General features: G+C 46.0%; 16 protein-coding genes. 13 read left to right on the forward strand and 3 right to left on the reverse strand.

Translation table 11 applies throughout. The features are described 5' to 3' along the window. Position 1: 1 nt before the first annotated feature. From R7Q09_RS20335 to tldD, 9 genes are all read left to right on the forward strand, one after another. On the forward strand, positions 2 to 3,895 hold the full coding sequence (locus R7Q09_RS20335; protein ID WP_318071115.1) for a DUF6701 domain-containing protein: 3,894 nt from the start codon (positions 2 to 4) through the stop codon (positions 3,893 to 3,895). A 151-nt stretch (positions 3,896 to 4,046) separates the two neighbouring features. Next, positions 4,047 to 5,090: a rod shape-determining protein gene (locus R7Q09_RS20340; protein WP_005381144.1), complete on the forward strand. Its 1,044-nt coding sequence runs from the start codon at positions 4,047 to 4,049 to the stop codon at positions 5,088 to 5,090. A 150-nt stretch (positions 5,091 to 5,240) separates the two neighbouring features. Continuing rightward, the gene (gene mreC, locus R7Q09_RS20345) at positions 5,241 to 6,137 is read left to right on the forward strand and encodes a rod shape-determining protein MreC (RefSeq protein ID WP_318071113.1); all 897 of its coding nucleotides are present in this window, start codon (positions 5,241 to 5,243) and stop codon (positions 6,135 to 6,137) included. Continuing rightward, the gene (gene mreD / locus R7Q09_RS20350) at positions 6,127 to 6,615 is read left to right on the forward strand and encodes a rod shape-determining protein MreD (protein ID WP_005381141.1); all 489 of its coding nucleotides are present in this window, start codon (positions 6,127 to 6,129) and stop codon (positions 6,613 to 6,615) included. Before mreC ends, mreD begins: the two co-directional genes overlap by 11 nt. Before the next feature lie 4 nt (positions 6,616 to 6,619). Continuing rightward, positions 6,620 to 7,189: a Maf family protein gene (locus tag R7Q09_RS20355; RefSeq protein WP_048626847.1), complete on the forward strand. Its 570-nt coding sequence runs from the start codon at positions 6,620 to 6,622 to the stop codon at positions 7,187 to 7,189. Between the two features lie 18 nt (positions 7,190 to 7,207). Further along, positions 7,208 to 8,677: a ribonuclease G gene (rng, locus tag R7Q09_RS20360; protein WP_005381138.1), complete on the forward strand. Its 1,470-nt coding sequence runs from the start codon at positions 7,208 to 7,210 to the stop codon at positions 8,675 to 8,677. Between the two features lie 12 nt (positions 8,678 to 8,689). Further along, positions 8,690 to 12,571 carry a YhdP family protein gene (locus R7Q09_RS20365; RefSeq protein ID WP_318071112.1) on the forward strand — a complete coding sequence of 1,294 codons (3,882 nt, stop codon included), beginning with the start codon at positions 8,690 to 8,692 and terminating at the stop codon, positions 12,569 to 12,571. Between the two features lie 34 nt (positions 12,572 to 12,605). Further along, positions 12,606 to 13,427, forward strand: coding sequence for a carbon-nitrogen hydrolase family protein (locus tag R7Q09_RS20370; protein WP_318071111.1), 822 nt, complete (start codon positions 12,606 to 12,608; stop codon positions 13,425 to 13,427). An 11-nt stretch (positions 13,428 to 13,438) separates the two neighbouring features. Next, the gene (gene tldD / locus R7Q09_RS20375; RefSeq protein WP_258473713.1) at positions 13,439 to 14,884 is read left to right on the forward strand and encodes a metalloprotease TldD; all 1,446 of its coding nucleotides are present in this window, start codon (positions 13,439 to 13,441) and stop codon (positions 14,882 to 14,884) included. A gap of 66 nt (positions 14,885 to 14,950) precedes the next feature. Here the strand turns inward: tldD and R7Q09_RS20380 are convergent, their stop codons facing one another. After that, on the reverse strand, positions 14,951 to 16,327 hold the full coding sequence (locus R7Q09_RS20380; RefSeq protein ID WP_005381133.1) for a PhoH family protein: 1,377 nt from the start codon (positions 16,325 to 16,327) through the stop codon (positions 14,951 to 14,953). A gap of 561 nt (positions 16,328 to 16,888) precedes the next feature. Here R7Q09_RS20380 and rapA point away from each other — a divergent pair. Continuing rightward, positions 16,889 to 19,798 (forward strand): RNA polymerase-associated protein RapA, encoded by a 2,910-nt coding sequence (gene rapA, locus R7Q09_RS20385; RefSeq protein WP_005381132.1) that lies wholly within the window; start codon positions 16,889 to 16,891, stop codon positions 19,796 to 19,798. A gap of 108 nt (positions 19,799 to 19,906) precedes the next feature. Here the strand turns inward: rapA and R7Q09_RS20390 are convergent, their stop codons facing one another. Beyond that, entirely contained in the window at positions 19,907 to 21,172 is a 1,266-nt protein-coding gene (locus R7Q09_RS20390; RefSeq protein ID WP_005381130.1) for an NRAMP family divalent metal transporter, read from the reverse strand. A gap of 342 nt (positions 21,173 to 21,514) precedes the next feature. Here R7Q09_RS20390 and rluA point away from each other — a divergent pair, with 342 nt between their 5' ends. Both rluA and R7Q09_RS20400 read left to right on the forward strand, forming a co-directional pair. Then, positions 21,515 to 22,267, forward strand: coding sequence for a bifunctional tRNA pseudouridine(32) synthase/23S rRNA pseudouridine(746) synthase RluA (rluA, locus tag R7Q09_RS20395; protein WP_042523486.1), 753 nt, complete (start codon positions 21,515 to 21,517; stop codon positions 22,265 to 22,267). A gap of 103 nt (positions 22,268 to 22,370) precedes the next feature. Next, positions 22,371 to 23,333: a D-2-hydroxyacid dehydrogenase gene (locus R7Q09_RS20400; RefSeq protein ID WP_151514342.1), complete on the forward strand. Its 963-nt coding sequence runs from the start codon at positions 22,371 to 22,373 to the stop codon at positions 23,331 to 23,333. 89 nt (positions 23,334 to 23,422) lie between these two features. Here R7Q09_RS20400 and yjgA read toward each other — a convergent pair whose 3' ends face one another. Continuing rightward, the gene (gene yjgA / locus R7Q09_RS20405; protein WP_005381124.1) at positions 23,423 to 23,950 is read right to left on the reverse strand and encodes a ribosome biogenesis factor YjgA; all 528 of its coding nucleotides are present in this window, start codon (positions 23,948 to 23,950) and stop codon (positions 23,423 to 23,425) included. A gap of 110 nt (positions 23,951 to 24,060) precedes the next feature. Here yjgA and pmbA point away from each other — a divergent pair, with 110 nt between their 5' ends. After that, the gene (gene pmbA, locus R7Q09_RS20410) at positions 24,061 to 25,404 is read left to right on the forward strand and encodes a metalloprotease PmbA (protein WP_238843935.1); all 1,344 of its coding nucleotides are present in this window, start codon (positions 24,061 to 24,063) and stop codon (positions 25,402 to 25,404) included. Positions 25,405 to 25,448: the final 44 nt, after the last annotated feature.

Genomic DNA, 25,448 nt, shown 5'->3' on the forward strand with positions numbered 1-25,448 from the left:
AATGAAAAAAATAATAACATTGTTACTTACGGTAGCTCTTTTCCTTTTTTCGTCAATCAGTTTTGCTGCAGTAAATAACAACCCTCAGTTTGAATTTGGCACCATCCCTGCTGAAAATTGTAAGGTATTGAATAATGAGCGTGGTGTTACATGTGATATCGAGTTTCAGAACACCTACGATGAAGAGCCGCTTGTCTTTGTGATGTCGACGATTGATGCGTCAATGTCTAACTTCGCGGATAAGAGGACGGAGTATCCTTCAAATTTACGTATATGGTCAAAGTCCAAAACTCAGGCCACAGTAAAGCAGTTGTTTCCGCCACATAGCGCGGCATGTAAGCGATTGAAGCAAAACAATAACGGGAAGTGGCGATGCACGGACAACAATAATCAAGGTGAGAGGGTGACTTTCGTTGATGCTCCCATGGAAGACATAGACTACCTCGTTATCGAACCTGGTGTTATCAAGTTTGATGGGGATGCCATGATTGTTGCGGGTAAGGTAAGCTCCGACCTTACTTATTCGAATATTGGCGGTACAACCTACAAAAGTAAAAATGTGCTATTTAGGGACTTTGGTCTAAATACTTCTTTTGCGTCTGCCCCTGGCGTCTTAGTTCAATTACAAACTAAGAATAACTACATTAATGGGCAACCTTTGTGGCTGAGTTCAATTGCACTTAATCCTACAGTGCAAGGCTTCTCATTGATTTTAGATCGTTCAGAAGTTACGAAGAATGCTGTGCTAGCTAAATCTGAGGACGTAGCTTTTGTTGCTGGTCTCGGGCAAGGCTTTGTGAATGGTCGTAAGTTCTGGTTAGGGGATGGCTCTACACGAAATACGTTGGGAGCATTGGACGACAACGTCATTAAACCAATTACAGAGGGTTGCTTACAAGTGAGTAATTTTCCTGTTTCTGGCTTTAAGTCTGCACCTGTATTACTTGCGTCTAAAAGAACGCGTAATGGTAACAATGGTGGTTGGCTACGTCGCTGCTCAGTGACAAAGACAGGTGTAGCCCTTATCAATGAAGAAGATATGCAGAGAGACTCGGAACGTGGTCATGTTGTCGAACCATTCTCCTACTTCCTTTTCGATAAACCTCCAGTTGATGGGGTTTGTGAACTTTTCCCTTCGCCAGCTCAAACATGGGATTCAAATAATAATGCCAAGCTTGAGATGAGTAATACTGCCAAAATTTCTGGCGCGCAATTAAGTAACGGTAAGCGTTACGTTGGTTTTCGCCCAGCAGATATTACGATGCATAACCAAGCTAACTGTGATGGCCAAAGCTGTCTGGGTGACTCAGGTTTGAGAGTGAAAAAACAGGAGCTTGAAAGTTTTCGGTCTCCTGATGACCCGAACTTAACTAATGTGAATATATGGCAAGATGAGCGTGAGTTTAGGAATAATGAGGTGATTGGCACCCTAACTGTAGGTAAAGGCAAGGTAACTTTTAAAACAGGTACTTATTGGGTGGGGAGTATCAACTTAAACAATTCAGGAGTCATTGAAATACCTGATGGAGAGAAAGTTACTATCCATACAAAAAGCCTATCGATAAGTAATAACGATAGCCACTTTGGTGAAGTGGGAGACGCTGAGTTAGTTGTGCTTGTACATGGTTCAAGTGATGGGCAGGTTGTACTTAGTCAAAACGCAGTTTTTACAGGTCTACTGTATAGTGAAAAAGATGTTTACCTGAGCAACTCAACGATTGTAAATGGTGCGATCACTGCAAGACGAATTCAGATGAACAACAGCTCACAAATTATAGCGACCGATAACCACTGTTTTAAGCCTTCTGACAACTATGAAGTAACGCTATCACCAGCAACACAATATGCGCTGATGTGCGGGACAGAGCAACCTAGCTTTGAAATAGAAACCAAGAATGATGGCTATGCGGAAAGTACAGGGGTTACTGTGCAGGTTTATCCTGATGCCGATAAGTTCTCTGTAGAAGTCGCTGATAGCACTGGTACAGGCACTTACCCAAGCTTTACTACAAGCAATGTGTTTTCGAAACTCGGTAAGTTGAAGCTGCAGGTTACCGTTACAGATCAAAATGGTCTTGAGCTTAATGACGAATATACGTTAAAGGTTACGGTGGACAATGACCCATCAAAAACGCAGACATCTACCTTTAAATTTGTACCATTCAAGTTTGATGTAGATGACCAAACAGTCGTAGCTGGTAAAAATTATCAAATAGACACAAGAGTATTAGCTTGTAGCGATGGCCAGCAAACGGTAGTGAAAAGTTACATGGGCTCACCAAGTGTTCAACTGGAAATCGAAACACCAGCTGACGGGCGTAGTGACAAGAGCTTATTAACATATGAGCCTAAATTTATTGGCTCAGAGCAAGGTAAGACATCAGATACCTTTAAGCTAATGGATTCGGGCTTGTACACAATCAAACTCGAAGATGCGAATTTCACGTGTGACCCTCAGTACTCAGATGAGTGTCCAATAGCTCCGGATGAAGAGAAAGGTGAGCAAGAGTCAGTGACTCTCAATGGCTCATTCAGCGTTAAGTCTCGACCTTGGAAAATTGCCGCATGTAATATTGTGGCTAAAAATGGTGGAAAAACTAACCCTACGACACAAGCTACTGGCGATGGCTTTATTGCCTCTGCTGAAAGCTTTAATGTGACTTACAAACCAGTCGTTCATAGCGACTCACGTGGTAATGCTACCAATGTTTGTGAATACACTCTGACACAAAACTATTTCTCTGATTCAAATACGGCTGCGCCACTTGATGCTGAGTTTTCTGTCTTGTACCCATCGGGTGGTGATATCGCCAACTTAGATCCAAGTAAAGGTTCAAGTTTAGACTTTAGCTCTGAAGAAGCTAAATCGGGTAAAACAGTTGAATACGTTTGGGATGAAGTTGGCGCTTTAAACCTTAAAACTAAAGCAACGTATTTGGGAGAGAAATTAGATGAATATGACGTCACCGTTGGTCGTTTCTATCCTAAATACTTCCAAGTCATCGCCAGCGATTGGAATTACCCTGGTTCACAAAGTTTTGCTTATATGAATCAGCCTTTTGATGGGGTCGAGTTTAGCGTGGAGGCATTGAATGCTAACAAATCTGCGATTAAGAACTATGCAGACTTTGTTACAAAAGCGGAGTTCAACCTAGACGATATTGACCATTACTCTGATCGATTCGATGCGCCTGATTTTGGCGCAGGAGACTGGAGTAACGAATCTGATAAAAGTATCGGAGACTTCTCAGTCGGTAATAGTGGTCAGTGTATCGGCAGTGCTTGTTGGAACAAAGATCTTGGTGGTAGCTACCCTGATGGACCATTTAACTCTGTGACTGGTACTGCCAAATCAGAGATAGGTTTGATATATACCAACAATGCTGACCCTGTTGAGTACATTACTGACGGAGATTTCAACTCCCGCTTAGTTAGGCAACCCGACATCCGCTTTGGTCGTGTTGACCTAGATGATGTAGGTGGTAACCAAGGTTCGACATTGCATGTGCCACTTCGAGTTGAGTACTGGAATGGTAGCCGCTTTATCGCCAACCCTAATGACAATCAAACCGATGTGAAAGGTGTCACTGCCGCTGAAACGCATATTTGGCCAACAGGTGCTGGAGCCACTCCCAAAGCAGTCACGTTAGGAGCTGGTGGAGAAGTTGCTTCTGGTTCTTCTCGTTCTGTCACCGCAACTCAAGCAGAACCATACCGTCAGAAAACACGCGTTTGGTTAGATCTTGATGACTCTGAAAATGGTTTACCATGGCTCAAATATGATTGGGACAATGATGGCTCCGAAGAAAACCCATCCTCCGTCGTCACCTTTGGTATCCATCGAGGTAACGATCGCGTGATTTACCGTGGTGAGCCAGGGTTAACCGGACAGTAACAACTTAGGTTTTTGCCCTTAAGTTAGGAAACTGCAAGAAATTGAGGCTTTCTGCTCATGTTTGTGTACCAATACCTTGCTGTGACAGCGAGGCATTGGTACATTTAGAGCAATTTTTGTCTTCTATATTTTTGCAGGATGAGCGAAGAGTATGTTTAAGAAACTTCGTGGCATGTTTTCTAACGATCTATCTATCGATTTAGGTACAGCCAACACTCTAATTTACGTAAAAGGGCAAGGAATTGTCCTTGATGAACCTTCTGTAGTTGCTATTCGTCAAGATCGTGTAGGTTCTGCAAAAAGCGTTGCTGCAGTCGGTCACGCAGCAAAACAGATGCTTGGTCGTACACCTGGCAACATTTCCGCTATTCGCCCAATGAAAGACGGCGTAATCGCTGACTTCTACGTAACCGAAAAAATGCTTCAGCACTTTATCAAGCAAGTGCACGATAACAGCATCCTAAAGCCAAGCCCACGTGTTCTTGTTTGTGTTCCTTGTGGTTCTACCCAAGTTGAGCGTCGCGCAATTCGTGAATCAGCACTTGGTGCTGGTGCGCGTGAAGTTTACCTAATCGACGAGCCAATGGCGGCGGCAATTGGTGCTGGTTTACGCGTATCTGAGCCGACAGGTTCAATGGTGGTCGATATCGGTGGTGGTACAACTGAAGTTGCCGTTATCTCTCTAAACGGTGTGGTTTACTCATCGTCTGTACGTATCGGTGGTGACCGCTTTGATGAAGCTGTGATCAACTACGTACGTCGTAACTACGGCAGCTTGATTGGTGAAGCAACGGCTGAAAAGATCAAACACGAAATCGGTTCTGCTTACCCTGGTGATGAAGTTCAAGAGATTGAAGTTCGCGGTCGTAACCTTGCAGAGGGTGTGCCACGAAGCTTTAGTTTGAACTCAAACGAGATCCTAGAAGCGCTTCAAGAGCCGCTATCTGGCATCGTATCAGCAGTCATGGTTGCACTAGAACAGTGTCCACCAGAGCTTGCTTCAGACATTTCTGAAAACGGTATGGTACTAACAGGTGGTGGTGCACTACTTAAAGACCTAGACCGTCTACTAATGGAAGAAACTGGTATTCCTGTGGTTATCGCGGAAGATCCACTAACGTGTGTTGCGCGTGGTGGCGGTAAAGCTCTAGAAATGATCGACATGCACGGTGGCGATCTGTTCTCTGAAGAATAAAGGTTTAGGTGAAGCTCATGTCGGGCTTCACCTTCATTTCTGCTCTCTCTGTAATTCAAACATGCTCCATACCTAAAAGTATTTAGTTAAGTATTTTTAGGTTGCCAAGTAAGGCTCAATAATCATGGAAGCAATCAGGTCAAAAACAAGATGAAACCGATTTTCGGCAGAGGTCCGTCTCTGCAATTACGTCTGTTTTTTGCTGTCATCGTGTCGGCGAGCTTAATGCTGGCCGATAGTCGTCTAGATACGTTTTCCAACGTTCGATACCTACTAAACAGTATGGTTGCACCGATTCAGTACACAGCGAATTTGCCTCGTAGTATGTTCGATGGCGTATTTGAACGTTTTAATTCTCATCAGGCATTGGTTGAAGGCAATCGCAGCTTAAAGCGAGAAGTGCTACGCCTGAAAAGCGAGCTTATCTTGCTCGACCAATATAAAGAAGAAAACCAACGCCTACGTAAGTTGCTAGGATCTTCATTTGTCCGTGATGAAAAGAAAGTCGTGACAGAAGTAATGGCGGTGGATACTTCACCTTATCGTCATCAAGTGGTGATCGATAAAGGCCGTATTGATGGTGTTTACGTTGGTCAGCCTGTTATCAACGAGAAAGGCATCGTCGGTCAGGTTACGTTTGTCGCAGCGCACAACGCACGTGTTCTGCTGCTAACGGACGCGAAAAATGCAATTCCTGTCCAGGTGATCCGCAATGATATCCGAGTGATCGCATCGGGCAATGGTGAAATGGATGAAATCCAACTGGAGCACATTCCAACCAGCACAGATATTCAGGTTGGTGATTTATTGGTGACATCCGGTTTAGGTGGCATTTACCCTGAGGGATATCCAGTCGCGACGGTTACCAATGTGGATCACGATACGCGTCAAGAGTTCGCTTCAATCAAGGCTGAGCCGGTTGTGGAGTTTGATCGCTTACGCTACCTACTGCTGATTTGGCCGAATGAAGACCGTCAACACAAAGTACTGCGGTCCAATGTAGATGAAGGGTTAGAGCAAGAACAAGAGGTAACCGATGGCCAATAATGTATTGAGTAGCCGAATGGTGATTGGCGTCAGTTTCTTCGTTGCGCTGGTACTGCAAACCATTCCATGGCCAGGTGTGTTAGATGTGTTACGTCCGTCATGGTTGTTCCTTGTCACGTGTTATTGGGTGTTGGCACTACCGCACCGAGTGAACGTCGGAACTGCGCTAGTGTTGGGCTTATTGTGGGATATCTTGATCGGCTCAACGCTTGGAATTCGTGGCATGATGATGTCGATCGTTATCTACCTTGTGGCGCTGAATTTCCTGTTGATTCGCAACATGGCATTGTGGCAACAGTCGATTTTAATTGCCTTTTTTACTGCGTTATTGGAAGTTTTGATATTCTGTGGGGAATATTTGAACCAGGACGTAGTATTTAATCCATTATCTCTGTGGACGGCGGCAATAAACTGTATACTTTGGCCATGGATGTTTTTATTAATGCGACGAGTTCGTCGTGCATGGCACGTAAGGTAAAGCGGTGAAGAAAAGCTTATCTCTCGTTCTCGCTTCGGGTTCTCCGAGAAGAAAAGAGCTGCTTGCTCAACTAGGTTATGATTTTGAGATCGTATTGCCTGATATTGAGGAAGCTAAACAGGCTCATGAGCAGGCACGAGAGTACGTGCTGCGTCTTTCTTTGGAAAAAGCTCAGGCAGGCTTAGCATTAGCTAAGCCTGATTCCGTTGTATTGGGCTCTGATACGGTCGTAGTATGTGATGACCGTGTGCTAGAAAAACCAAAAAGTTTTGAAGATTCAAAGCGTATGCTTACTGACTTATCCGGTCGTCGTCATCAAGTGATGACTGCGGTGAGCGTCGTATCATCGGAACAACAACATTCAGTGGTCGTCACCACTGACGTGTGGTTCAAGCAACTGACTCACGAAGAAATCGAACAATATTGGCAGTCAGGAGAGCCATGCGATAAAGCTGGAAGTTATGGTATTCAGGGACTCGGAGGGCGATTTGTCACCCGAATCGAAGGCAGTTATCACGCTGTAGTAGGCTTACCTTTGTTCGAAACCGATCAGCTAATTCAAGAATTTTTATAATTGTTTTGAGGTGTGCACATGAGTGCAGAATTGCTGCTTAACGTGACCCCGAGTGAAACTCGTGTGGCCATGATTGAAGGTGGAGTACTACAAGAAATACATATCGAGCGCGAATCGCGTCGCGGCATTGTGGGCAATATATACAAAGGCAAAGTCAGCCGAGTACTGCCAGGTATGCAAGCGGCTTTCGTCGATATCGGTTTAGATAAAGCGGCGTTTTTACATGCGTCAGATATTGTCCCGCATACCGAATGTGTGGCAGAGAACGAAAAACAGCAGTTTCAAGTCCGTGATATCTCTGAGCTGGTACGACAGGGACAAGACATTGTTGTACAAGTGGTCAAAGATCCGCTCGGCACGAAAGGCGCGCGTTTAACGACTGACATCACATTACCTTCACGTTATCTTGTCTTTATGCCGGGGGCCAGCCATGTTGGTGTCTCGCAGCGTATTGAGAGTGAGAAAGAGCGCGAGCGTCTGAAAAAAGTGGTGAACCATTACTGTGATGAGCACGGTGGTTTTATCATTCGTACCGCGGCAGAAGGCGCTGATGAAAAAGAGCTATCTCAAGATGCGGCATTTCTAAAGCGTTTGTGGCTAAAAGTCATGGAGCGTCGCTCAAAATACAAAACGCGTTCAACACTTTACGGTGAACTCGGCTTAGCTCAACGCATTCTGCGTGACTTTGTTGGCACAGAGCTCGATAAGATCATGGTCGACTCCCGCCTTGAATACGAGAACCTGAAAGAATTCACTTCTGAGTATGTACCGGAGTTAACAGATAAGCTTGAGCTTTACGAAGGTGACAAGCCAATCTTTGACATGTACGACACCGAAAACGAAATTCAGCGTTCTTTAGAGCGCAAGGTCGAGCTAAAATCGGGCGGCTATTTGATCATCGATCAAACCGAAGCCATGACCACCATCGACATCAACACGGGTGCATTTGTTGGTCGTCGTAATCTCGAAGAGACTATCTTCAATACCAATATAGAGGCAACGCAAGCTATTGCGCGTCAGCTACGTTTACGTAACCTCGGCGGTATCATCATTATTGATTTTATCGATATGGCATCCGAAGAGCATCGTCAGCGAGTACTTACCTCACTGGAAACGGCGCTGGCGAAAGACCGAGTAAAAACCAACATCAACGGCTTTACCCAGCTTGGCTTAGTTGAAATGACGCGCAAGCGCACACGAGAAAGTATTGAACATATCTTGTGTTCTGGCTGTCCTACTTGTGAAGGCCGTGGCAGCGTGAAAACGGTCGAAACCGTATGCTTTGAGATATTACGCGAGATTACTCGTGTGAACCGTGCTTACGACGCCGATAATTTTGTCGTGTACGCATCGCCGTTTGTTGCTGAAGCGCTATTGGGCGATGAGTCTCATGCGTTGGCAGAGCTCGAAGTATTTATTGGCAAGCAAGTGCGAGTTCAGGCTGAACCCCTGTACATTCAGGAACAGTTTGACGTCGTAATGATGTAATTTGGAACATTTGTGAATTCTGGTGTTAACCGTTTTGGGCGTTTTTGTGCGTGGAGTTTAGTTACTGTATTGGTGTTATTAGCCATATTAGTAACCACGCTTCGCGTCACACTGCCGCAACTTAACCATTTCCAAGATGAGATCAAAACCTGGGTCAAACAAGGCACAGGTTTTGACGTTTCTATTGCTAATGTCGCAGGGACGTGGCGCAATAATCATCCCTCAATTGCGTTACTGGGTTTAGAGGCAAATCTACCAAACGTGCAAGATGCACGCTTCGCTGTTGAAGAAGTCCAAATTGAGTTCGACCTTATTCAATCTCTTTTTCAACTTAAACCTGTAGTTGCAGACCTTACCATTCATAACCTCGCTTTAGACATTCACACGGTAGACATTCTGCCGACTTCTCATCGTCAAGAACCGAAGCCTGAAGTGGATAAGAGCGAAGTGAAACTCATTGACCAACTCGACTCACTTCTTTTACGTCAGTTCGAAGACTTCACTATTAGCGATTCACGGATTTGGTATAAGTCTGTGTCAGGTGAAACTCGCCGTTTAGATATTGAGCAGCTTCGTTGGAGCAATCAAGGGAAACGTCACGTAGCCGAAGGCACGGTTAGCATTGCCGATGTTCGTCTGAATTCATTGTTGGTAAGCGCTAACTTTAAAGATCATGGCTCGTTGCGTGATGTATCTGGTGAGTTTTATGTGAGTGCTCAAGATGTCTCGGTCACACCTTGGCTGACCACTTACATGCAAGAAGAGTCAGGAGCAGAGTCGGGTAAAGTCAGCTTAAATACTTGGCTAACGCTCAAACATAGCCAACCGCATGATGCTTATGTTGAATTACTGCCTTCCGAGTTGGTGTGGAATGAAGATGGACATCATGAGCTGTTTATTGAGTCTGGAATTTTCAATCTTCGACCAGATAAACAAGGCTGGAAAGTAAATGGTCACTCACTTCAGATCAGAACCGATAATACCCCTTGGCCAGAGCTAGACGTCGCGTTTGATTGGCAACCAAACGGCTGGATGCTTAATCTCTCTCAACTCGACATAGAAGCACTCATTCCGCTCATCAAGCTGGCTCCAGAGTCAGAGTCGACCAGTGACCTTATTAACAAACTAGCACCGAAAGGTCGGGTCGAAGATGTCCGATTGTCAATGAACGGTGGTTTAGACACCTTACGCTACTCGGCTGAACTGGATGAACTCGCGATGACACAATGGGAGCTCCTACCCGGGTTTCATCACGTACAGGGCAGCGTATCGGGGGATGTGAATCAAGCTAAAGCAAAAGTCACCGTCATTGATGATGTCTTTCCGTACGGCGATGTATTCCAAGCTCCGCTGAATATCAAACAAGGTGAAGTCGATATTATCTGGCAGCAAGATGATGCGGGTTGGCGTTTGTGGGCGGATAAAGTGACGGCAGCAACGCCTGATCTTCAAGTCTTGGGGGCATTCCGTCTTGATTTTCCAAAAGAACAAAGCCCATTTTTATCGTTCTATGCCGAAGCGGATCTCTACAACGCGGGTGAGACATGGCGCTATCTACCGACTCTGGCACTTGGACAAGACTTGACCGACTATCTTTCGACCGCGATTCAGGGCGGTAAAGTGAACACAGCGAAATTGTTGTGGTATGGCGAGTTAGGTGATTTTCCTTACAAAGAACATAATGGCATGTTCCAAGCTTGGGTTGGATTAAAAGACGCGAAATTTAGCTTTGATACGGCATGGCCAACCATCACGGATTTGCAGCTAGACTTGCTGTTTGAAAATGATGCCATGTATTTGGATTCAAAATCAGCCACACTAAATGGCGTTCATGCCAAGCGTATCACTGGGCGAATCCCTGAGTTGGCAGAAGGTGGACACATCGAGATTGAAGCGAAAGCAAGCGCGCCGGGTAATGAAGTCCGTGACTACATGATGGCGACGCCATTAGTGGATTCAGTCGGTGCCGCATTGACAGCGCTGCAAGTGAGTGGGCCCGTTTACTCTGAGTTTCAACTCAACATACCGTTTGATTTTGAGAAAGACTCTCGCGCTTGGGGTTATGCCGATTTAACAGAAAATCGTGTTGATATTGAAGCGCCGCCAATGACGCTTGAAAACGCCACAGGACGTATCACCTTCGACAATGATGTGGTTACCACATCGGGTTTGTCGGCCGAATTATTACAACAGCCTATCTCTCTTGATTTCCATGGAGAGAGTGCGGAGCAAGGCTACAACGTGACAATTAATACACTAGGAGATTGGGATGTCGAGCCGCTCAAACCCTATGTCGGTGAGCGTTGGTTAAACCTTGTTTCTGGCCATGCGCCGTGGCAAATGGATATTGACTTGCAACTCAATGATGTTGGTTTCACTTATCAGCTTGAAGTGCTGGCGCAGCTAAATCGTCTGGCTAGTCAATATCCTTATCCTTTAGCGAAAAAAATTGGTGAGTCTGGGCAAGCGAAACTGCAAGCATCCGGCAACCAAGAGAGTATTTCAGCACGACTACAGATCCCAAATGTGAAGTATCAAACTGAGATAGATATCGCTGGCGATGTCCCGGTTCTGACTGCGACTCATTTAATGGTTGGCAAAGGTGGCTTCCGGATTAGTCCTATTGTCGGGTACGATGCTTCGGTGCGTGTCGAAGAACTGAATTTAGACCAATGGGCGGAGCTTGCGCAGGTCTCTGAGAGCAAGCCTTCATCGTCTGTTTTGGCAAGCATGAAAACGCCGACCATTCCATTGCCGACACGCATTGAAGTTGAAACGCCAAACTTACAGCTCGGTGGGATTGAGTTTCATGATGTGGATTTTTCAGCAAGCAAGAAAAATTTGAGTTGGCAACTCGATGTGGACAGTCAAGAGGTTAAAGGGAAAGCTAACTATCTGAAACCCTATGATCTATCGGTCTCTTTAGAGCACTTGCATCTGTATATCCCAGGGTTTGAAGAGATGACCAAAGAGCGCAGTTCAATCTTTGCGAGTGAAGATCAAAACGCACCTTTGATTACCAATTTTGACCGCAAGTTTCACGCTGAGATGCCAAACTTAACTTTGAATATTGATGATTTTTGGCTGCAAGGCTACAAAGTGGGCAAAGTGAATGTTGATTTGCAGCGTCGCGAGAACCGCTTGGAGTGGAAAAATATCACCTTTAGTAGCGGCAAAAACCGCATTGATATGAGTGGTTGGTGGGACCTGACGAAAGAGAGTAGCCATTCCAACTTAACCATGAAAATGAAAGGTGATAACAACACCGATCTTATGGAGCGCTTTGGTATTACATCAGGCATTCAACAAGCACCATTTGAGATCAATGCCAATATGGAATGGGACGGCGCACCTTGGTCAATGAAGACACAAACCTTGCAAGGAAACGTCTCAACGGAATTTGGTAAAGGCGTGATCAGTGAAGTTAGTGGTGCGGCACGCTTGTTAGGGTTGTTCAGCTTGGATTCTATCATCCGTAAGATGCAGCTCGACTTTACCGATGTATTCGATAAAGGCATGGCATTCAACTCGATCACGGGAACGGGCAAAATCCAAGACGGTGTGTTTATCACCAATGATATCGTAATGGATGCGTTAGCAGGGGAAATGCAAATTCGTGGTATTGCAAACATGACCAGCAGAATGGTGGATGCGGAAGTGAAGTTTACGCCGGATATTACGTCAGGGTTACCAATGTTGACGGCGTTTGCGGTAGCCCCTCAAACCGCTCTGTACGTGCTGGCGATTTCCACGGTGATTTCTCCTGTTGTAGAGGTGTTCACCCAAGTGAATTACGAGGTCAAAGGCCCGTTAGATTCACCAACCGTAAAAGAGATTTCACGTAGTAAAGGCGAATACAAGCTGCCAGAAAAACTGCGTGAGCAGGCTAAATAGATCGCCCGACTAAGTGGTAGAAGGAAGAGAACACATGGAACGTGTTGGCATCATTCAAATGACTTCGGGGCCTGATATTCAGGCGAATTTGGACTTTATTGACCAGCAATGTACTTTGGCGGCCAATCAAGGAGTGAAGCTGGTGCTCACACCGGAAAATGCGGTGTTGTTTGCCAGTCGAGAAGAGTACCATCAACATGCAGAGCCGTTAGGTAGCGGTGTTATTCAAGAGCGTTTAGCCAATATCGCGAAGAGTCATCAACTGACGCTTGTCGTTGGTAGCATGCCGATTCAAACCGCGCGTGGTGTGACAACGACGACGCTCGTTTTACCTCCTCACGGAAAATGCATTGCCCATTATGACAAGCTGCATATGTTTGATGTCGATGTAGAAGATGGCCATGGCAGCTACCGAGAGTCAGATACTTTCACCGCGGGCAACCAAATTGTGGTGGCAGAAACGGATATCGGCAGCGTCGGATTGAGCATTTGTTACGACGTTCGTTTCCCCGAATTGTACAAAGCACTGCGTTTAGCGGGGGCGGATGTCATTGTTGTTCCCGCCGCGTTTACTGCGGTTACTGGGCAAGCTCACTGGGAAGTGTTGCTGCGAGCTCGAGCAATTGAAACGCAATGTTGGATTTTAGCCAGTGGACAAACGGGAACACACCCTTGCGGTCGTAAAACGTGGGGGCATTCCATGGTGATTGACCCTTGGGGACGCATTCACAAACAACTTCAAGACCAAATGGGGTTGCTGGTGGCAGAGATAGATTTGTCACAAACCCAGCAAGTAAGGCAGAATATGCCGCTGACTCAACACAGTCGCTTTCAAAATGAATTGAGACGGAAATAAAAGAGCTAACTATGAGCACAAACCAAATAGAACAGGCACTCCTTGCCCCAAATGGTCTGACAGAACAAGACATTGCTGACACGCTTGCCAGCATTGCGACGCGCCAGATCGATTATGCGGACATTTACTTTCAGTCCAGCTGGCATGAGTCTCTGGTTCTAGAAGACAGCATCATCAAAGATGGCTCTTTTAACATTGATTGTGGTGTTGGTGTCCGTGCAGTAACTGGCGAGAAAACCGGCTTTGCCTACTCTGATCAAATCCAGCCTGAAGGCCTGAAGCAGAGTGCAATGGCGGCGCGCGGTATTGCTCAGCAAGGGCAGAATGGTAAAGTCCAAGCGTTTAAACGCACCGAAAACCAAGCGTACTACGCCGCTGTGAATCCACTAGCTGAATGGGAAAAGCAGCAAAAAACAGAATTGCTCAAATCTCTAGATGCTTACATCCGCACTAAAGAACCATTGATTAAAGAGGTCTCGATCAGCATCAGCGGTGTGCATGAGCAGATGCTTGTTGCGGCAACAGACGGTACTTATGCAGGCGATATTCGTCCTTTGGTGCGTTTGTCTATTAGCGTGCTCGCACAAAAAGGTGAACGACGTGAACGCGGTAGCGCTGGTGGCGGCGGCCGTTTCGGTTACGATTTCTTTTTAACGGAAAGCAATGGTGTGAAACAAGCTTTTCATTACGCAGACGAAGCGATTCGCATGGCGTTAATCAACCTTGAAGCAGAAGCAGCACCAGCTGGCATGATGCCAGTGGTATTGGGTTCTGGCTGGCCTGGCGTGTTGCTACACGAAGCGGTAGGTCATGGCCTAGAAGGTGATTTTAACCGGAAGGAATCTTCGGTTTTCTCTGGCAGAATGGGTCAACAAGTGACGTCTTCGCTGTGTACCATCGTCGATGATGGCACGTTAAAAGACCTTCGTGGTTCACTGAATGTGGATGATGAAGGGGTAAACGGCCAGTACAACACGCTTATCGAAAATGGTGTGCTGAAAGGTTACATGCAAGACAAGCTAAACGCGCGGTTAATGGGTGTGAACCCAACAGGTAACGGTCGTCGTGAGTCTTATGCACATTTACCAATGCCGCGTATGACCAACACCTACATGCTACCAGGTGAACATACGCCAGAAGAAATAATCTCGACGGTCGAGAAAGGGTTGTATGCGCCAAACTTTGGTGGCGGTCAGGTGGACATTACTTCGGGTAAGTTTGTGTTCTCTGCATCCGAAGCATACTTGATTGAAAACGGTAAAATTACGCGCCCTGTTAAAGGTGCGACGTTGATTGGATCAGGTATCGAAGCAATGCAGCAAGTCTCTATGGTCGGTAACGACCTAAGTATCGACAAGGGCGTTGGCGTATGTGGTAAAGCAGGTCAAAGTGTGCCAGTTGGGGTTGGTCAGCCGACCTTGAAACTGGACTCACTGACAGTAGGTGGCACTGAGTAACTCAGTTGAATCGTTATAAAAAGAGCGCTCATTAGAGCGCTCTTTTGCTTTGTGAGTCGGTGTCAATTACAGGTTTTCTTCAGCAAATTCCGCCAAGCGGCTACGAACCACGCCGTTGAGGTGAATATTCGCGCTGCCTTCAAAGTTCTTGAAGCGTTCAACCATGTAGGTCAAACCAGAGGTCACTGGGGTGAGGTAATGGGAGTCAATCTGCGCCAAGTTACCGGAGCAGACGATTTTGGTTCCTTCACCACAGCGGGTAATGATGGTTTTGATTTGTGATGCAGTGAGGTTTTGACACTCATCAAGCAGTACAAACGCATTTTGAATTGAACGGCCACGCATAAAGTTGATCGATTTAAATTGAATGTTGGCTTTATCGCAGATGTACTTCAATGAGCCTTCAGTGCAGTGATCGTGTTTATGTAGCGCTTCCAAGGTATCGGTCACCGCCGCTAACCACGGCATCATTTTCTCCTCTTCGGAGCCGGGTAAGAAGCCGATGGATTCACCGATATCTGGCGTGTTACGTGTTACGATAATTTTATCGAACATGCTTTTTTCAATGGTTTGCTCCAATGCTGCTGCCATTGCCAGTAATGTCTTACCACTACCCGCCGCACCCGTTAGAATCACCAAGTCAATTTCTGGATCGAGTAAGGCATCTAACGCCATTCCCTGGTAGATATTTTTAGGTGTGATGTCCCAAGCCTTACGATGCATTAGACGTTCGCGGCTCAGGTCGAGAAGCGTTAGCTTGTCTTCATTGATGGTTTCTACGCGACCAGCAAAGTCACTGTCTTCATCAATAACGTATTGGTTGATAAAGGTTGGGTCGAAGGGTTCGCGACTGAGTTTGTGGTAAGTTTTTCCGCCCAGTGCATAGCTTTCTACTTCCTCAATACCGCTCCAGAAATCACCTTCACGCAATTGAAAGCCTTTGGTTAGGTATTGAATGTCGTCAATCAGTTGGTCGGTTCTATAGTCCTCAACAAAGCGTACACCAGCCCCTTTGGCTCGCAGACGCATGTTGATGTCTTTCGTGATCAGTACCACTTCACGTGGTGCACGTTTATTTTGCAGATAAAGCACCGCGTTGAGAATACGGTTGTCACCGGCTTTGTCGGCGAAGGCTTTGACGGTTTCCTGCAGTTCAAAATCCGCCAAAATGGAAATGGTACCTTGGTCGGGGTTGTCTTTAGAAACAGGAATGCCTTCAGAGATTTCATCTGGCGTTGCTTCTTTAAACAAATCTTCCAAGGTGCGAATAGCCACGCGCGCATCTCTTGCAACGTCGCGCTTACTGTCTTTGATTCGGTCGAGTTCTTCCAACACGGTCATGGGGATAACGACATCGTGTTCTTGGAAAGAGAAGATGGCAAAGGGTTCATGAAGAAGAATGTTGGTATCGAGTACAAACAGTTTCCGATCGGTATCGCCCATAGCGTCTCCTTGCCGTAGTACGGCTCTGCATGCGAGTTGTTAGGTCGTTTCCAAATAGGTGTGAAGTGACCTAACTCTGATTGCTTGCAATAGAGGTTGTCGGGCTGATGTCGGCTAGTGTGCAACCGAGTAGCAAGACAACTTACTGCAAACCCGTGTTGATCCTAATCGTGTACTAACGCGCTTAAATCATATGCAATGGTTTTAAACGCCCCTCATTAGAAGTATACGTAATATTTACGTTCTACAACTTAATAATTGGCATGAGTATTTTACAATTTGATTGCATTTAGAGTTTGGGAAAAAAAGTTTCTGCTTGGTGCGGTTTCGGCGTGACCTAAATCACAGCTTCAAGTAAGATTAGCGACCTTTTTCTGCGTATAGGCTACGTCCGATTTATCATGTTGAGCTGGCTTAAAAAATACTCAGTTCATACTGAAATGACGAATGCTATCGGCATAGCAGAAGCCAGAATCAGATCTAAACTATTATCCATGCCCACGGGCATGAGTAGACCAACAAGAAATACGAATCAAGAACTAATAACGAGGTAGTCAATTCATGACATTTGCTTTGGGGCAGCGCTGGATTAGCGATACGGAAAGCGATTTAGGTTTAGGTACCGTTGTAGCAATGGATGCTCGTACTGTGACATTGATGTTTGCAGCGTCAGAGGAAAACCGAGTTTACGCACGTAACGATGCACCTGTTACCCGAGTCACCTTTAATGTTGGGGATGTCATCGATTGCCAAGAAGGTTGGTCTCTAAAAGTAGAAGAAGTACTGGAAGATGAAGGTCTTTACACCTATTTCGGTACTCGTGAAGACACGCAAGAAACCGCTGTTGTTCTGCGTGAGATTTTCCTTAGCAACCAAATTCGTTTTAACAAACCTCAAGATAAGTTGTACGCCGGTCAAATCGACCGTATGGACAACTTTGTTCTGCGTTACCGTGCGCTAACCAACCAGTTTGAGCAGCATAAGAGCCCAATGCGTGGCCTATGTGGTATGCGTGCAGGTTTGATCCCTCATCAGCTTTACATCGCGCACGAAGTTGGCCGTCGTCACGCGCCACGCGTCTTGTTGGCGGATGAGGTAGGTTTGGGTAAAACCATCGAAGCGGGCATGATCATCCACCAACAAGTTCTGTCTGGTCGTGCCGAACGCATTTTGATTGTGGTGCCTGAAACACTGCAGCATCAATGGCTGGTTGAGATGATGCGTCGTTTCAATCTGCATTTCTCTATCTTTGACGAAGAGCGCTGTATCGAAGCTTTTGCGGATGCAGAAAACCCATTTGATACTCAGCAATATGTGCTGTGTTCTTTGGATTTCCTACGCAAGAGCCGCAAGCGTTTTGAACAAGCACTGGAAGGTGAATGGGACCTACTGGTTGTCGATGAAGCGCATCACCTTGAATGGAGCCAAGATAAACCGAGCCGTGAATACCAAGTGGTAGAAGGCTTGGCTGAACGTACTCCAGGTGTGTTGCTACTGACTGCAACGCCAGAGCAGCTTGGTCGTGAGAGTCACTTTGCTCGTCTGCGTTTATTGGACCCAGACCGCTTCTATGATTACGAAGCATTCGTTGAGGAAGAAGAGCAATACGCGCCCGTAGCAGATGCGATTACTTCACTCTTTTCCGGTGAAAAGCTACCTAATGAAGCAAAAAACCAGATCACTGAGTTATTGTCTGAACAAGACGTAGAACCACTTTTCCGCATTATCGAAAGTGAAGCGGACGAAGAAGCTAAAGCGTCGGCACGCCAAGAGCTGATCGATAACTTGATGGATCGTCATGGTACAGGGCGTGTTCTGTTCCGTAACACGCGCGCGGCCATCAAAGGCTTCCCTAAGCGTAACGTGCATCTGATGCCAATGGATATTCCACCGCAATACACTACATCAATGCGTGTTGCTGGGATGATTGGCGGTAAGATGAGTTCTGAAGCACGTGCGATGAAGAACCTTTACCCGGAAGAAATTTTCCAAGAATTTGAAGGCGATGACGCGAGCTGGTGGCAGTTTGACTCGCGTGTGAATTGGTTGCTTGAAAAAGTAAAAGAGAAGCGCAGCGAGAAAATCCTCGTGATTGCTTCTCGTGCGAGTACCGCACTGCAATTGGAACAAGCACTGCGTGAGCGTGAAGGTATCCGCGCCACCGTTTTCCACGAAGGTATGTCGATTCTTGAACGTGACAAAGCGGCGGCTTACTTTGCGCAAGAAGAAGGTGGAGCACAAGTTCTTATCTGTAGCGAAATCGGCTCTGAAGGTCGTAACTTCCAGTTTGCCAACCAACTTGTCATGTTCGACTTGCCATTCAACCCAGACTTGCTTGAGCAACGTATTGGTCGTTTGGACCGTATCGGTCAAAATCGCGATATCGACATTCATGTTCCTTACCTGAAAGGCACATCGCAAGCGATCCTAGCACGTTGGTTCGATGAAGGCCTGAACGCTTTTGCGGAAACCTGCCCAACAGGCCGTGCTGTTTACGATAAGTACTCCGATGATCTGATTGAAATTCTTGCCTCTGGTGATACCAGCACGCTAGATGAGATCATTGAAGCGTCAGCAAAAATGAATAAAGAGCTGAAATCCCAATTGGAGCAAGGCCGTGATCGCCTATTAGAAATGCATTCAAATGGCGGGGAAAAAGCACAACAAATCGTTGAGAAAATTGAATCAACCGACGGCGATACCAATCTGGTCACCTTCGCACTTTCTCTTTTTGACACGATTGGCTTGAATCAAGACGATAAAGGTGAAAACGCCCTGATTGTGACCCCATCTGAGCACATGATGGTGCCAAGCTACCCAGGTCTGCCATACGAAGGAGCGACGATCACGTTTGATCGTGATACAGCGTTATCTCGTGAAGATATGCACTTTATCAGTTGGGAACACCCAATGATCCAGGGTGGTATCGATCTTCTTATGAGTGAAGGGGTGGGGACGTCTGCGGTATCTCTATTGAAAAACAAAGCGTTACCAGTCGGGACTATTCTTCTTGAGTTGATTTACGCGGTAGATGCGCAAGCGCCAAAACGCAGTGGTATCGCGCGCTTCTTACCGAAAACGCCAATCCGTTTAATGATGGACTCGCGTGGTAATGATTTGTCTGCTCAAGTGGAGTTTGAAAGCTTTAACCGCCAGCTCAGCCCTGTAAACCGTCACTTAGGTAGCAAGTTGGTTACGTCGGTACAGAAAGATGTACACCGCTTAATTGAAGCCGGTGATGTTCTTATTGAAGAGAAGGTTGAAGAAGTACGCAAACAAGCTCATCAAGATATGCAGCACAGTTTGAATGCAGAACTTGAGCGTTTGCAAGCACTGAAAGCGGTGAACCCAAATATTCGTGACGAAGAAATTGAAGCTATCGACGCACAAATTAAAGAGCTCACTGGTTACATCAACCAAGCTCAGGTTCAGCTCGACTCGCTGCGTTTGATTGTGGTGAGCCACAACTAAGTAAGTATTTATTGCTCATTAAAAAAGGTCTTCAGTTGAAGACCTTTTTCTTTATTTACGGTTTAGTTTCTTTATGCGGAATGCATTAATCACTGATAGCTACCTCATTTACATCAACCACTTCCACCAGATAAATACAGCCAAGAAGCCAAACAAGTAAATCAGGCCTGCAATCGACAACCACTTTAGTTTAGGTCCAACAGCCAAAGGCTCAGGTAACTCAGTTTTGCTCACTAAGGTGTAATTTAGCAGAGCAAAGAATGGCGTGGTCATAAAGGCGAGGATCATCGCAAAGTTCAGCATAGGCAATAACGCAGAAGCCCAGAAAACCACAATACCCAATGCAAGTAAGGAGACTACCAGCATGATCGCTGAAGTGGTTTTAGGGTTAGTGTCTGGTTGCGAGCGCAGTAAGCGTTGAGAATCCGAAATAACGCGCGAATAGCCATCAATAACGGTAATCGTGCTGCCAAAGATACAGAAAAACGCAATTACCGCGATCAAGTAACGAGACCATTCGCCAATCGTTGCCGCATATAAGCCAACCAATTGGTGGGAGAAGCCAACGCCAGAGCTTTCAAGCGCAACGCCAGAACCATAAAGCATCAAAGAGCCTAGCGATACAAAGATAATGGCAAGAAACGCCGTGCCAATATAACCGACATTAAAGTCAAATAGAGCAGAGCGGTATGTTACTTCTTGCTGGCTTGATTGGCGTTTTAGCCACGCTGAGGTTAAACAGGAGATCTCTATCGGTGCAGGCATCCACCCCATTGTCACGACGATAAAACCAATAGCCGCAATAGACCAAGGTGACGGCGGCTCGAAGTTGGCTACTTGCTCAACAGGGTTACCAAAGGCGATAGAAACAGCGAGTAAAGTCGCGATGGTTAACACCGACATGATCACCTTAGATAGCGTATCGAGCGCTTTGTAATGGCCAGCAAATAATATGATCAGGCAGGTGACAATCACAATGATGCTGAGTGATGCCATTGATAGTGAAAACGGAATGAAGTAGCCCAGCAAGCTAGCGCTAAACATCAACAAAGCGGCGGTATTGATGACGGCCGATACCACGCTCAGAAATAGAAATAGCCATAGATAAGGCCGACCTAATTTCGCGTAGCCCTCAACCAAGGTCAGCCCTGTCCCCATGGTGTACTGTACGCCCGCTCGGAAAAAAGGGTATTTAAACAGGTTTACGAGCAGAATCAGTGCAGCCAATTGCCAACCATAAATCGCACCAGCCTTGGTTGATGCCACGAGGTGAGAGCCACCGACCGCAGCAGATGCCATTAATATGCCGGGGCCTAGCGAACGAAAAAATAAGGAAAGTTTGGATTGGGGTTTATCTATAACGGCGGAGTCCATTGCTTATTGTCCTTTTTATCTTATGTATCTTTCTAAAGAGATACATACCGCAGTACATGACAAGCTGAGCGAACGCCCTATACTGCGCAACGGTAATGTCTTTTAAATGCTGTGTTTTGGTGTATTTATTTTAAGTATTCTTTGCGAATATCATGCTGTGTGCATCTAGCACTCTATTCAGTTATGCGTCTTGTTGTCAAACTAAATTTACAACGTGCTATTTTTAGTTTTTATGCTAAAGGATTGACTTTGTTTTATTGGGTTGAACTTTTCTTCAGAATCCTGCATCTGGGTGCTATTTGGGTATATAATCGTGGCGTTTTTATTTTGTAGAGATCTCCCATGGCAATGCTTGAATATACCCCTCCCACCGACCCTTGGGTTGATATCGTTTTTGAGGATGACGACATTCTGGCAGTGAATAAGCCATCAGGGCTGCTGTCTGTCCCTGGTCGCCTTGCAGAGCATTACGACAGCATGTGGAGCCGCCTCAAAGAGTTGCATCCAGAAATTCAAGTTGTGCATCGCTTGGATATGTCGACATCAGGGTTGATGTTGCTGGCGAAAAACAAACCCGCGGAGCGAGCATTAAAAAAGCAGTTCCAATATCGCCTCACTCACAAGGTGTATTACGCACGTGTTTGGGGGCATGTTGAGCCGCAAGAAGGGAATATTGATCTTCCATTAATTTGTGATTGGCCAAATCGTCCACGACAAAAAGTATGTTTTGACGACGGCAAACCATCTCAAACTTTATTCCAAGTAGTGAAGCGTGAAGTGCACCCTGATGGCACCCATACAACCGTTGTGCGGTTACTCCCCATTACTGGTCGATCGCATCAGTTACGCGTGCATTTGATGGCGATTGGTCATGCGATTGTGGGTGATGAGTTTTATGCAAGCGAAGAGGCGTATCAGTTTTCAGAACGTTTAGAGTTGCACGCTGCGGAGCTAAGTTTTTATCATCCAGCTACGGATCAGCTGAGCAGTATTTTTGTACCCTGTGACTTTTATTCTGAAGCCGAGGCGATGATCTTTAACTATTTTTCGCCAGAGCGTACATTGCCTGATTATAAAACGTTGCCACACCCTTAATGCCAATTGCACTCAACAGCGGTTCTTTCTAGTTCGCTATTTTTGGCTATTTCGTTACTGTGGTTGATGTATCCTGTCTTTCAGCCGTGAACAAGGAGTTGTTATGTCTTTGCCAAGCATCGTATTTTTAGACCGAGCGACCATCCCAGAACATATTGAGGTCCCACGACCTGGCTTTCCGCACCACTGGCGTGAGTACGACCTAACTGCGCCTGAGCAGGTAATAGAAAGGTTAGCAGATGCCGATATCGTGATTAGCAATAAAGTCCTGCTTGACCAACATGTATTAGAGCAACTACCAAAATTACGGATGATCGCGGTTGCCGCAACTGGTTTTAACAACGTCGATGTGAACTACTGTGCTAATCATGATATTGCGGTTGCTAATGTACGTGGTTACGCGACGCGTTCGGTGCCCGAGCACGTGATGGCAATGTTATTCGCTTTAAGACGGAATTTATTTGGGTACCACCAAGATATTGCCGCAGGTGAGTGGCAGCGTAACCAGCAGTTTTGTTTTTTTACTCACCCAATCGGGGATATTGGTGGTAGCACGTTAGGTGTTGTTGGTAGTGGGGCACTAGGGCAAGCGACGGCGAATCTGGCTCAAGCGTTAGGAATGACCGTGTTGTTTTCTGAGCGTAAAGGGGCGGCAGAATGTAGACCAGGTTATGTGCCGTTTGAGGAAGTATTAAAACGCTCCGATGCGCTGACTTTGCATTGCCCGCTCAACGATCGTACTCAGAATTTAATTGGTCAAGCTGAGTTGCAACAAATGAAGTCCAACGCCATTTTGATTAATACAGGGCGTGGAGGTTTGGTGGATGAGAGCGCGCTGGTGGATGCCTTAAAACAGCAAGAAATTGCAGCGGCTGGTTTTGATGTTTTTACACAAGAACCGGCTGATGAGAGCAATCCGCTGATTGCCAATATGAGTTTACCTAATTTGTTACTTACACCGCATGTTGCATGGGGCAGCGACTCATCTATCCAACGTTTAGCGGAAATCTTGATTGAGAACATTAACGCTTTCGAGCGCGGAGACCGCGTGAATCGCTTAGTGTAACGCTGACAGTAAAACCAAAGATAAAAAAAGCAGACATTGACGTCTGCTTTTTGCGTTTAAATCGAATGCTCATTGCTTGAGCCGTCGAATTAAAACTCTTCTTCGTTTAGACCTTTAAGGATCTGAAAGATTTCGCGGTACGCTTTTGCTGGTTTCCCAGCTTTTTTCTCTTTCGCTGCTTGGCGAGCAAGTTGGCGTAGACGCTGACGATCCGCTTCTGGGTACATTTCCATTACGTCATCAATGGCTTTGTCACCTTCTTCCACTACGCGATCACGCAACGCTTCAAGTTTGTGGAATACCGCCGTTAATTGAGAGTGCTTATTACGAATTTTATCCAGTGCGGCTTGGATTGGCTCTGGATCTTCGTAACGCATCAATTTACCGATACGTTGTAATTGGCGACGACGCGCTTCATTTTTAAAGCGTTGCGCGTCAGCAATTGCTTCTCGCAAATCTTCACTCAATGGAAACTTTTCTAGAACTGAAGGTTTGAGGCCGACAAGCTCCTCACCTAGCTTTTGCAGTTCTTCCATGTCTCGCTTCATCTCGGATTTACTTACCCAGATGATCTCTTCTTCTGGTTCCCATGGCGCTTTTTGATTCTTACGTGCCATTTCAGTTGCCTGTGTTTTGATTAATATTATGACTATTTTAACAAGAATCATGGGGAGAAAGCGAAATTCTTGTTATCCTATTGTTCATCAAAGACAAGATGTGAAAGACAATGGATATTAAACAGCAGGTTGCTGAGCAACGTACCGAGCTAGAGCAAGCCGTCGCAAGAGCCTTAAAGCTTGCATCGGCAAAATCTGACGCCGCCGAAGTCGCAATTACTAAAAGCACTGGTTTAAGTGTTTCAACTCGTATGGGTGAAGTAGAAAATGTCGAGTTCAACAGCGATGGTGCGCTGGGCATTACCGTTTACCGAGGTCAACGCAAAGGCAGTGCTTCCACGTCTGATTTAAGTGAAGCGGCAATCGAGCAAACCGTTATAGCGGCGCTAGATATTGCACATTACACATCTGAAGACCCATTTGCAGGCCCTGCAGCAAAAGAATACATGGTGCAAGAGATCCCGGAGCTTGATCTTTTCCACCCTGACGCACCCGATCCAGACTATGCTGCCGATGTGGCGATTGCCGCTGAGAAAGAAGCGCTAAGTTATGACAGAGCAATCAAGCAAAGTGATGGCGCGAGTTATGATAGTCATTATGGCGTGAAAGTGTATGGCAATAGCCATGGCTTATTAGCTAGTTATGCGTCTAGCCGCCATAGTACTAGCTGTTGTGTAATTGGCGTTGGTCAAAACGGCGAGATGGAACGTGATTACAGCTACACCGTGGCACGTCATCGTGATGACTTATGGACCCCAGAAACGGTGGGTCGTAAGGCGGCAGAGAATACGGTTAACCGCTTAGATGCGCAGCGTCTAAAAACAGGTCAATACCCAATCATGTTTGCGGCTGATGTTGCGACAGGCTTGATTGGCCATCTCGTTATGGCGATCAGCGGTGGTAACCTGTACCGAAAATCTTCTTTCTTACTTGACCATCTAGGCAAACAAGTGCTTCCTGAATGGTTCAATATCTCAGAACGTCCGCATGTATTGCGTGGTTTGGCATCAAGTCCATTCGATAGTGAAGGTGTGTACACTCAAGACCGTGAGATCATTACCGACGGTGTGCTAGCAACTTATCTGTTAACCAGTTATGCCGCACGTAAAATGAAGATGACGCCGACAGGTCACGCTGGTGGGATTCATAACTGGTACGTGAAGTCGACAGGCCAAAACTTCGAGCAAATGCTTAAAGAGCTCGGTACTGGTCTTCTAGTGACAGAAGTCATGGGACAAGGTGTGAACGTGGTAACGGGTGATTACTCTCGCGGTGCCGCAGGCTTCTGGGTTGAGAATGGCGAAATCCAATACCCAGTATCAGAAATTACCATCGCAGGTAATCTAAAAGACATGTTCACCAAGATTGTGGCGGTTGGTAGTGATATTGAAACGCGCTCACAAATCCAAACGGGCTCTATCCTACTGGATAGCATGAAAGTGGCGGGTGAATAAGCTTTTCTAGCAATTCAGAATCAAAAAAGCCTGATGTGTTCATC

Source organism: Vibrio sp. 2130-1 (assembly GCF_033339515.1).

Excerpts from the sequence above, each read along its gene's own strand:
- rapA (WP_005381132.1), top strand. The coding sequence starts at position 16,889 with ATGACATTTGCTTTGGGGCAGCGCTGGATTAGCGATACGGAAAGCGAT.
- pmbA (WP_238843935.1), top strand. The coding sequence starts at position 24,061 with ATGGATATTAAACAGCAGGTTGCTGAGCAACGTACCGAGCTAGAGCAA.
- rng (WP_005381138.1), top strand. The coding sequence starts at position 7,208 with ATGAGTGCAGAATTGCTGCTTAACGTGACCCCGAGTGAAACTCGTGTG.
- R7Q09_RS20370 (WP_318071111.1), top strand. The coding sequence starts at position 12,606 with ATGGAACGTGTTGGCATCATTCAAATGACTTCGGGGCCTGATATTCAG.
- rluA (WP_042523486.1), top strand. The coding sequence starts at position 21,515 with ATGGCAATGCTTGAATATACCCCTCCCACCGACCCTTGGGTTGATATC.
- R7Q09_RS20380 (WP_005381133.1), bottom strand. The coding sequence starts at position 16,327 with ATGGGCGATACCGATCGGAAACTGTTTGTACTCGATACCAACATTCTT.
- R7Q09_RS20390 (WP_005381130.1), bottom strand. The coding sequence starts at position 21,172 with ATGGACTCCGCCGTTATAGATAAACCCCAATCCAAACTTTCCTTATTT.
- tldD (WP_258473713.1), top strand. The coding sequence starts at position 13,439 with ATGAGCACAAACCAAATAGAACAGGCACTCCTTGCCCCAAATGGTCTG.
- mreD (WP_005381141.1), top strand. The coding sequence starts at position 6,127 with ATGGCCAATAATGTATTGAGTAGCCGAATGGTGATTGGCGTCAGTTTC.
- R7Q09_RS20340 (WP_005381144.1), top strand. The coding sequence starts at position 4,047 with ATGTTTAAGAAACTTCGTGGCATGTTTTCTAACGATCTATCTATCGAT.
- yjgA (WP_005381124.1), bottom strand. The coding sequence starts at position 23,950 with ATGGCACGTAAGAATCAAAAAGCGCCATGGGAACCAGAAGAAGAGATC.
- mreC (WP_318071113.1), top strand. The coding sequence starts at position 5,241 with ATGAAACCGATTTTCGGCAGAGGTCCGTCTCTGCAATTACGTCTGTTT.
- R7Q09_RS20400 (WP_151514342.1), top strand. The coding sequence starts at position 22,371 with ATGTCTTTGCCAAGCATCGTATTTTTAGACCGAGCGACCATCCCAGAA.
- R7Q09_RS20335 (WP_318071115.1), top strand. The coding sequence starts at position 2 with ATGAAAAAAATAATAACATTGTTACTTACGGTAGCTCTTTTCCTTTTT.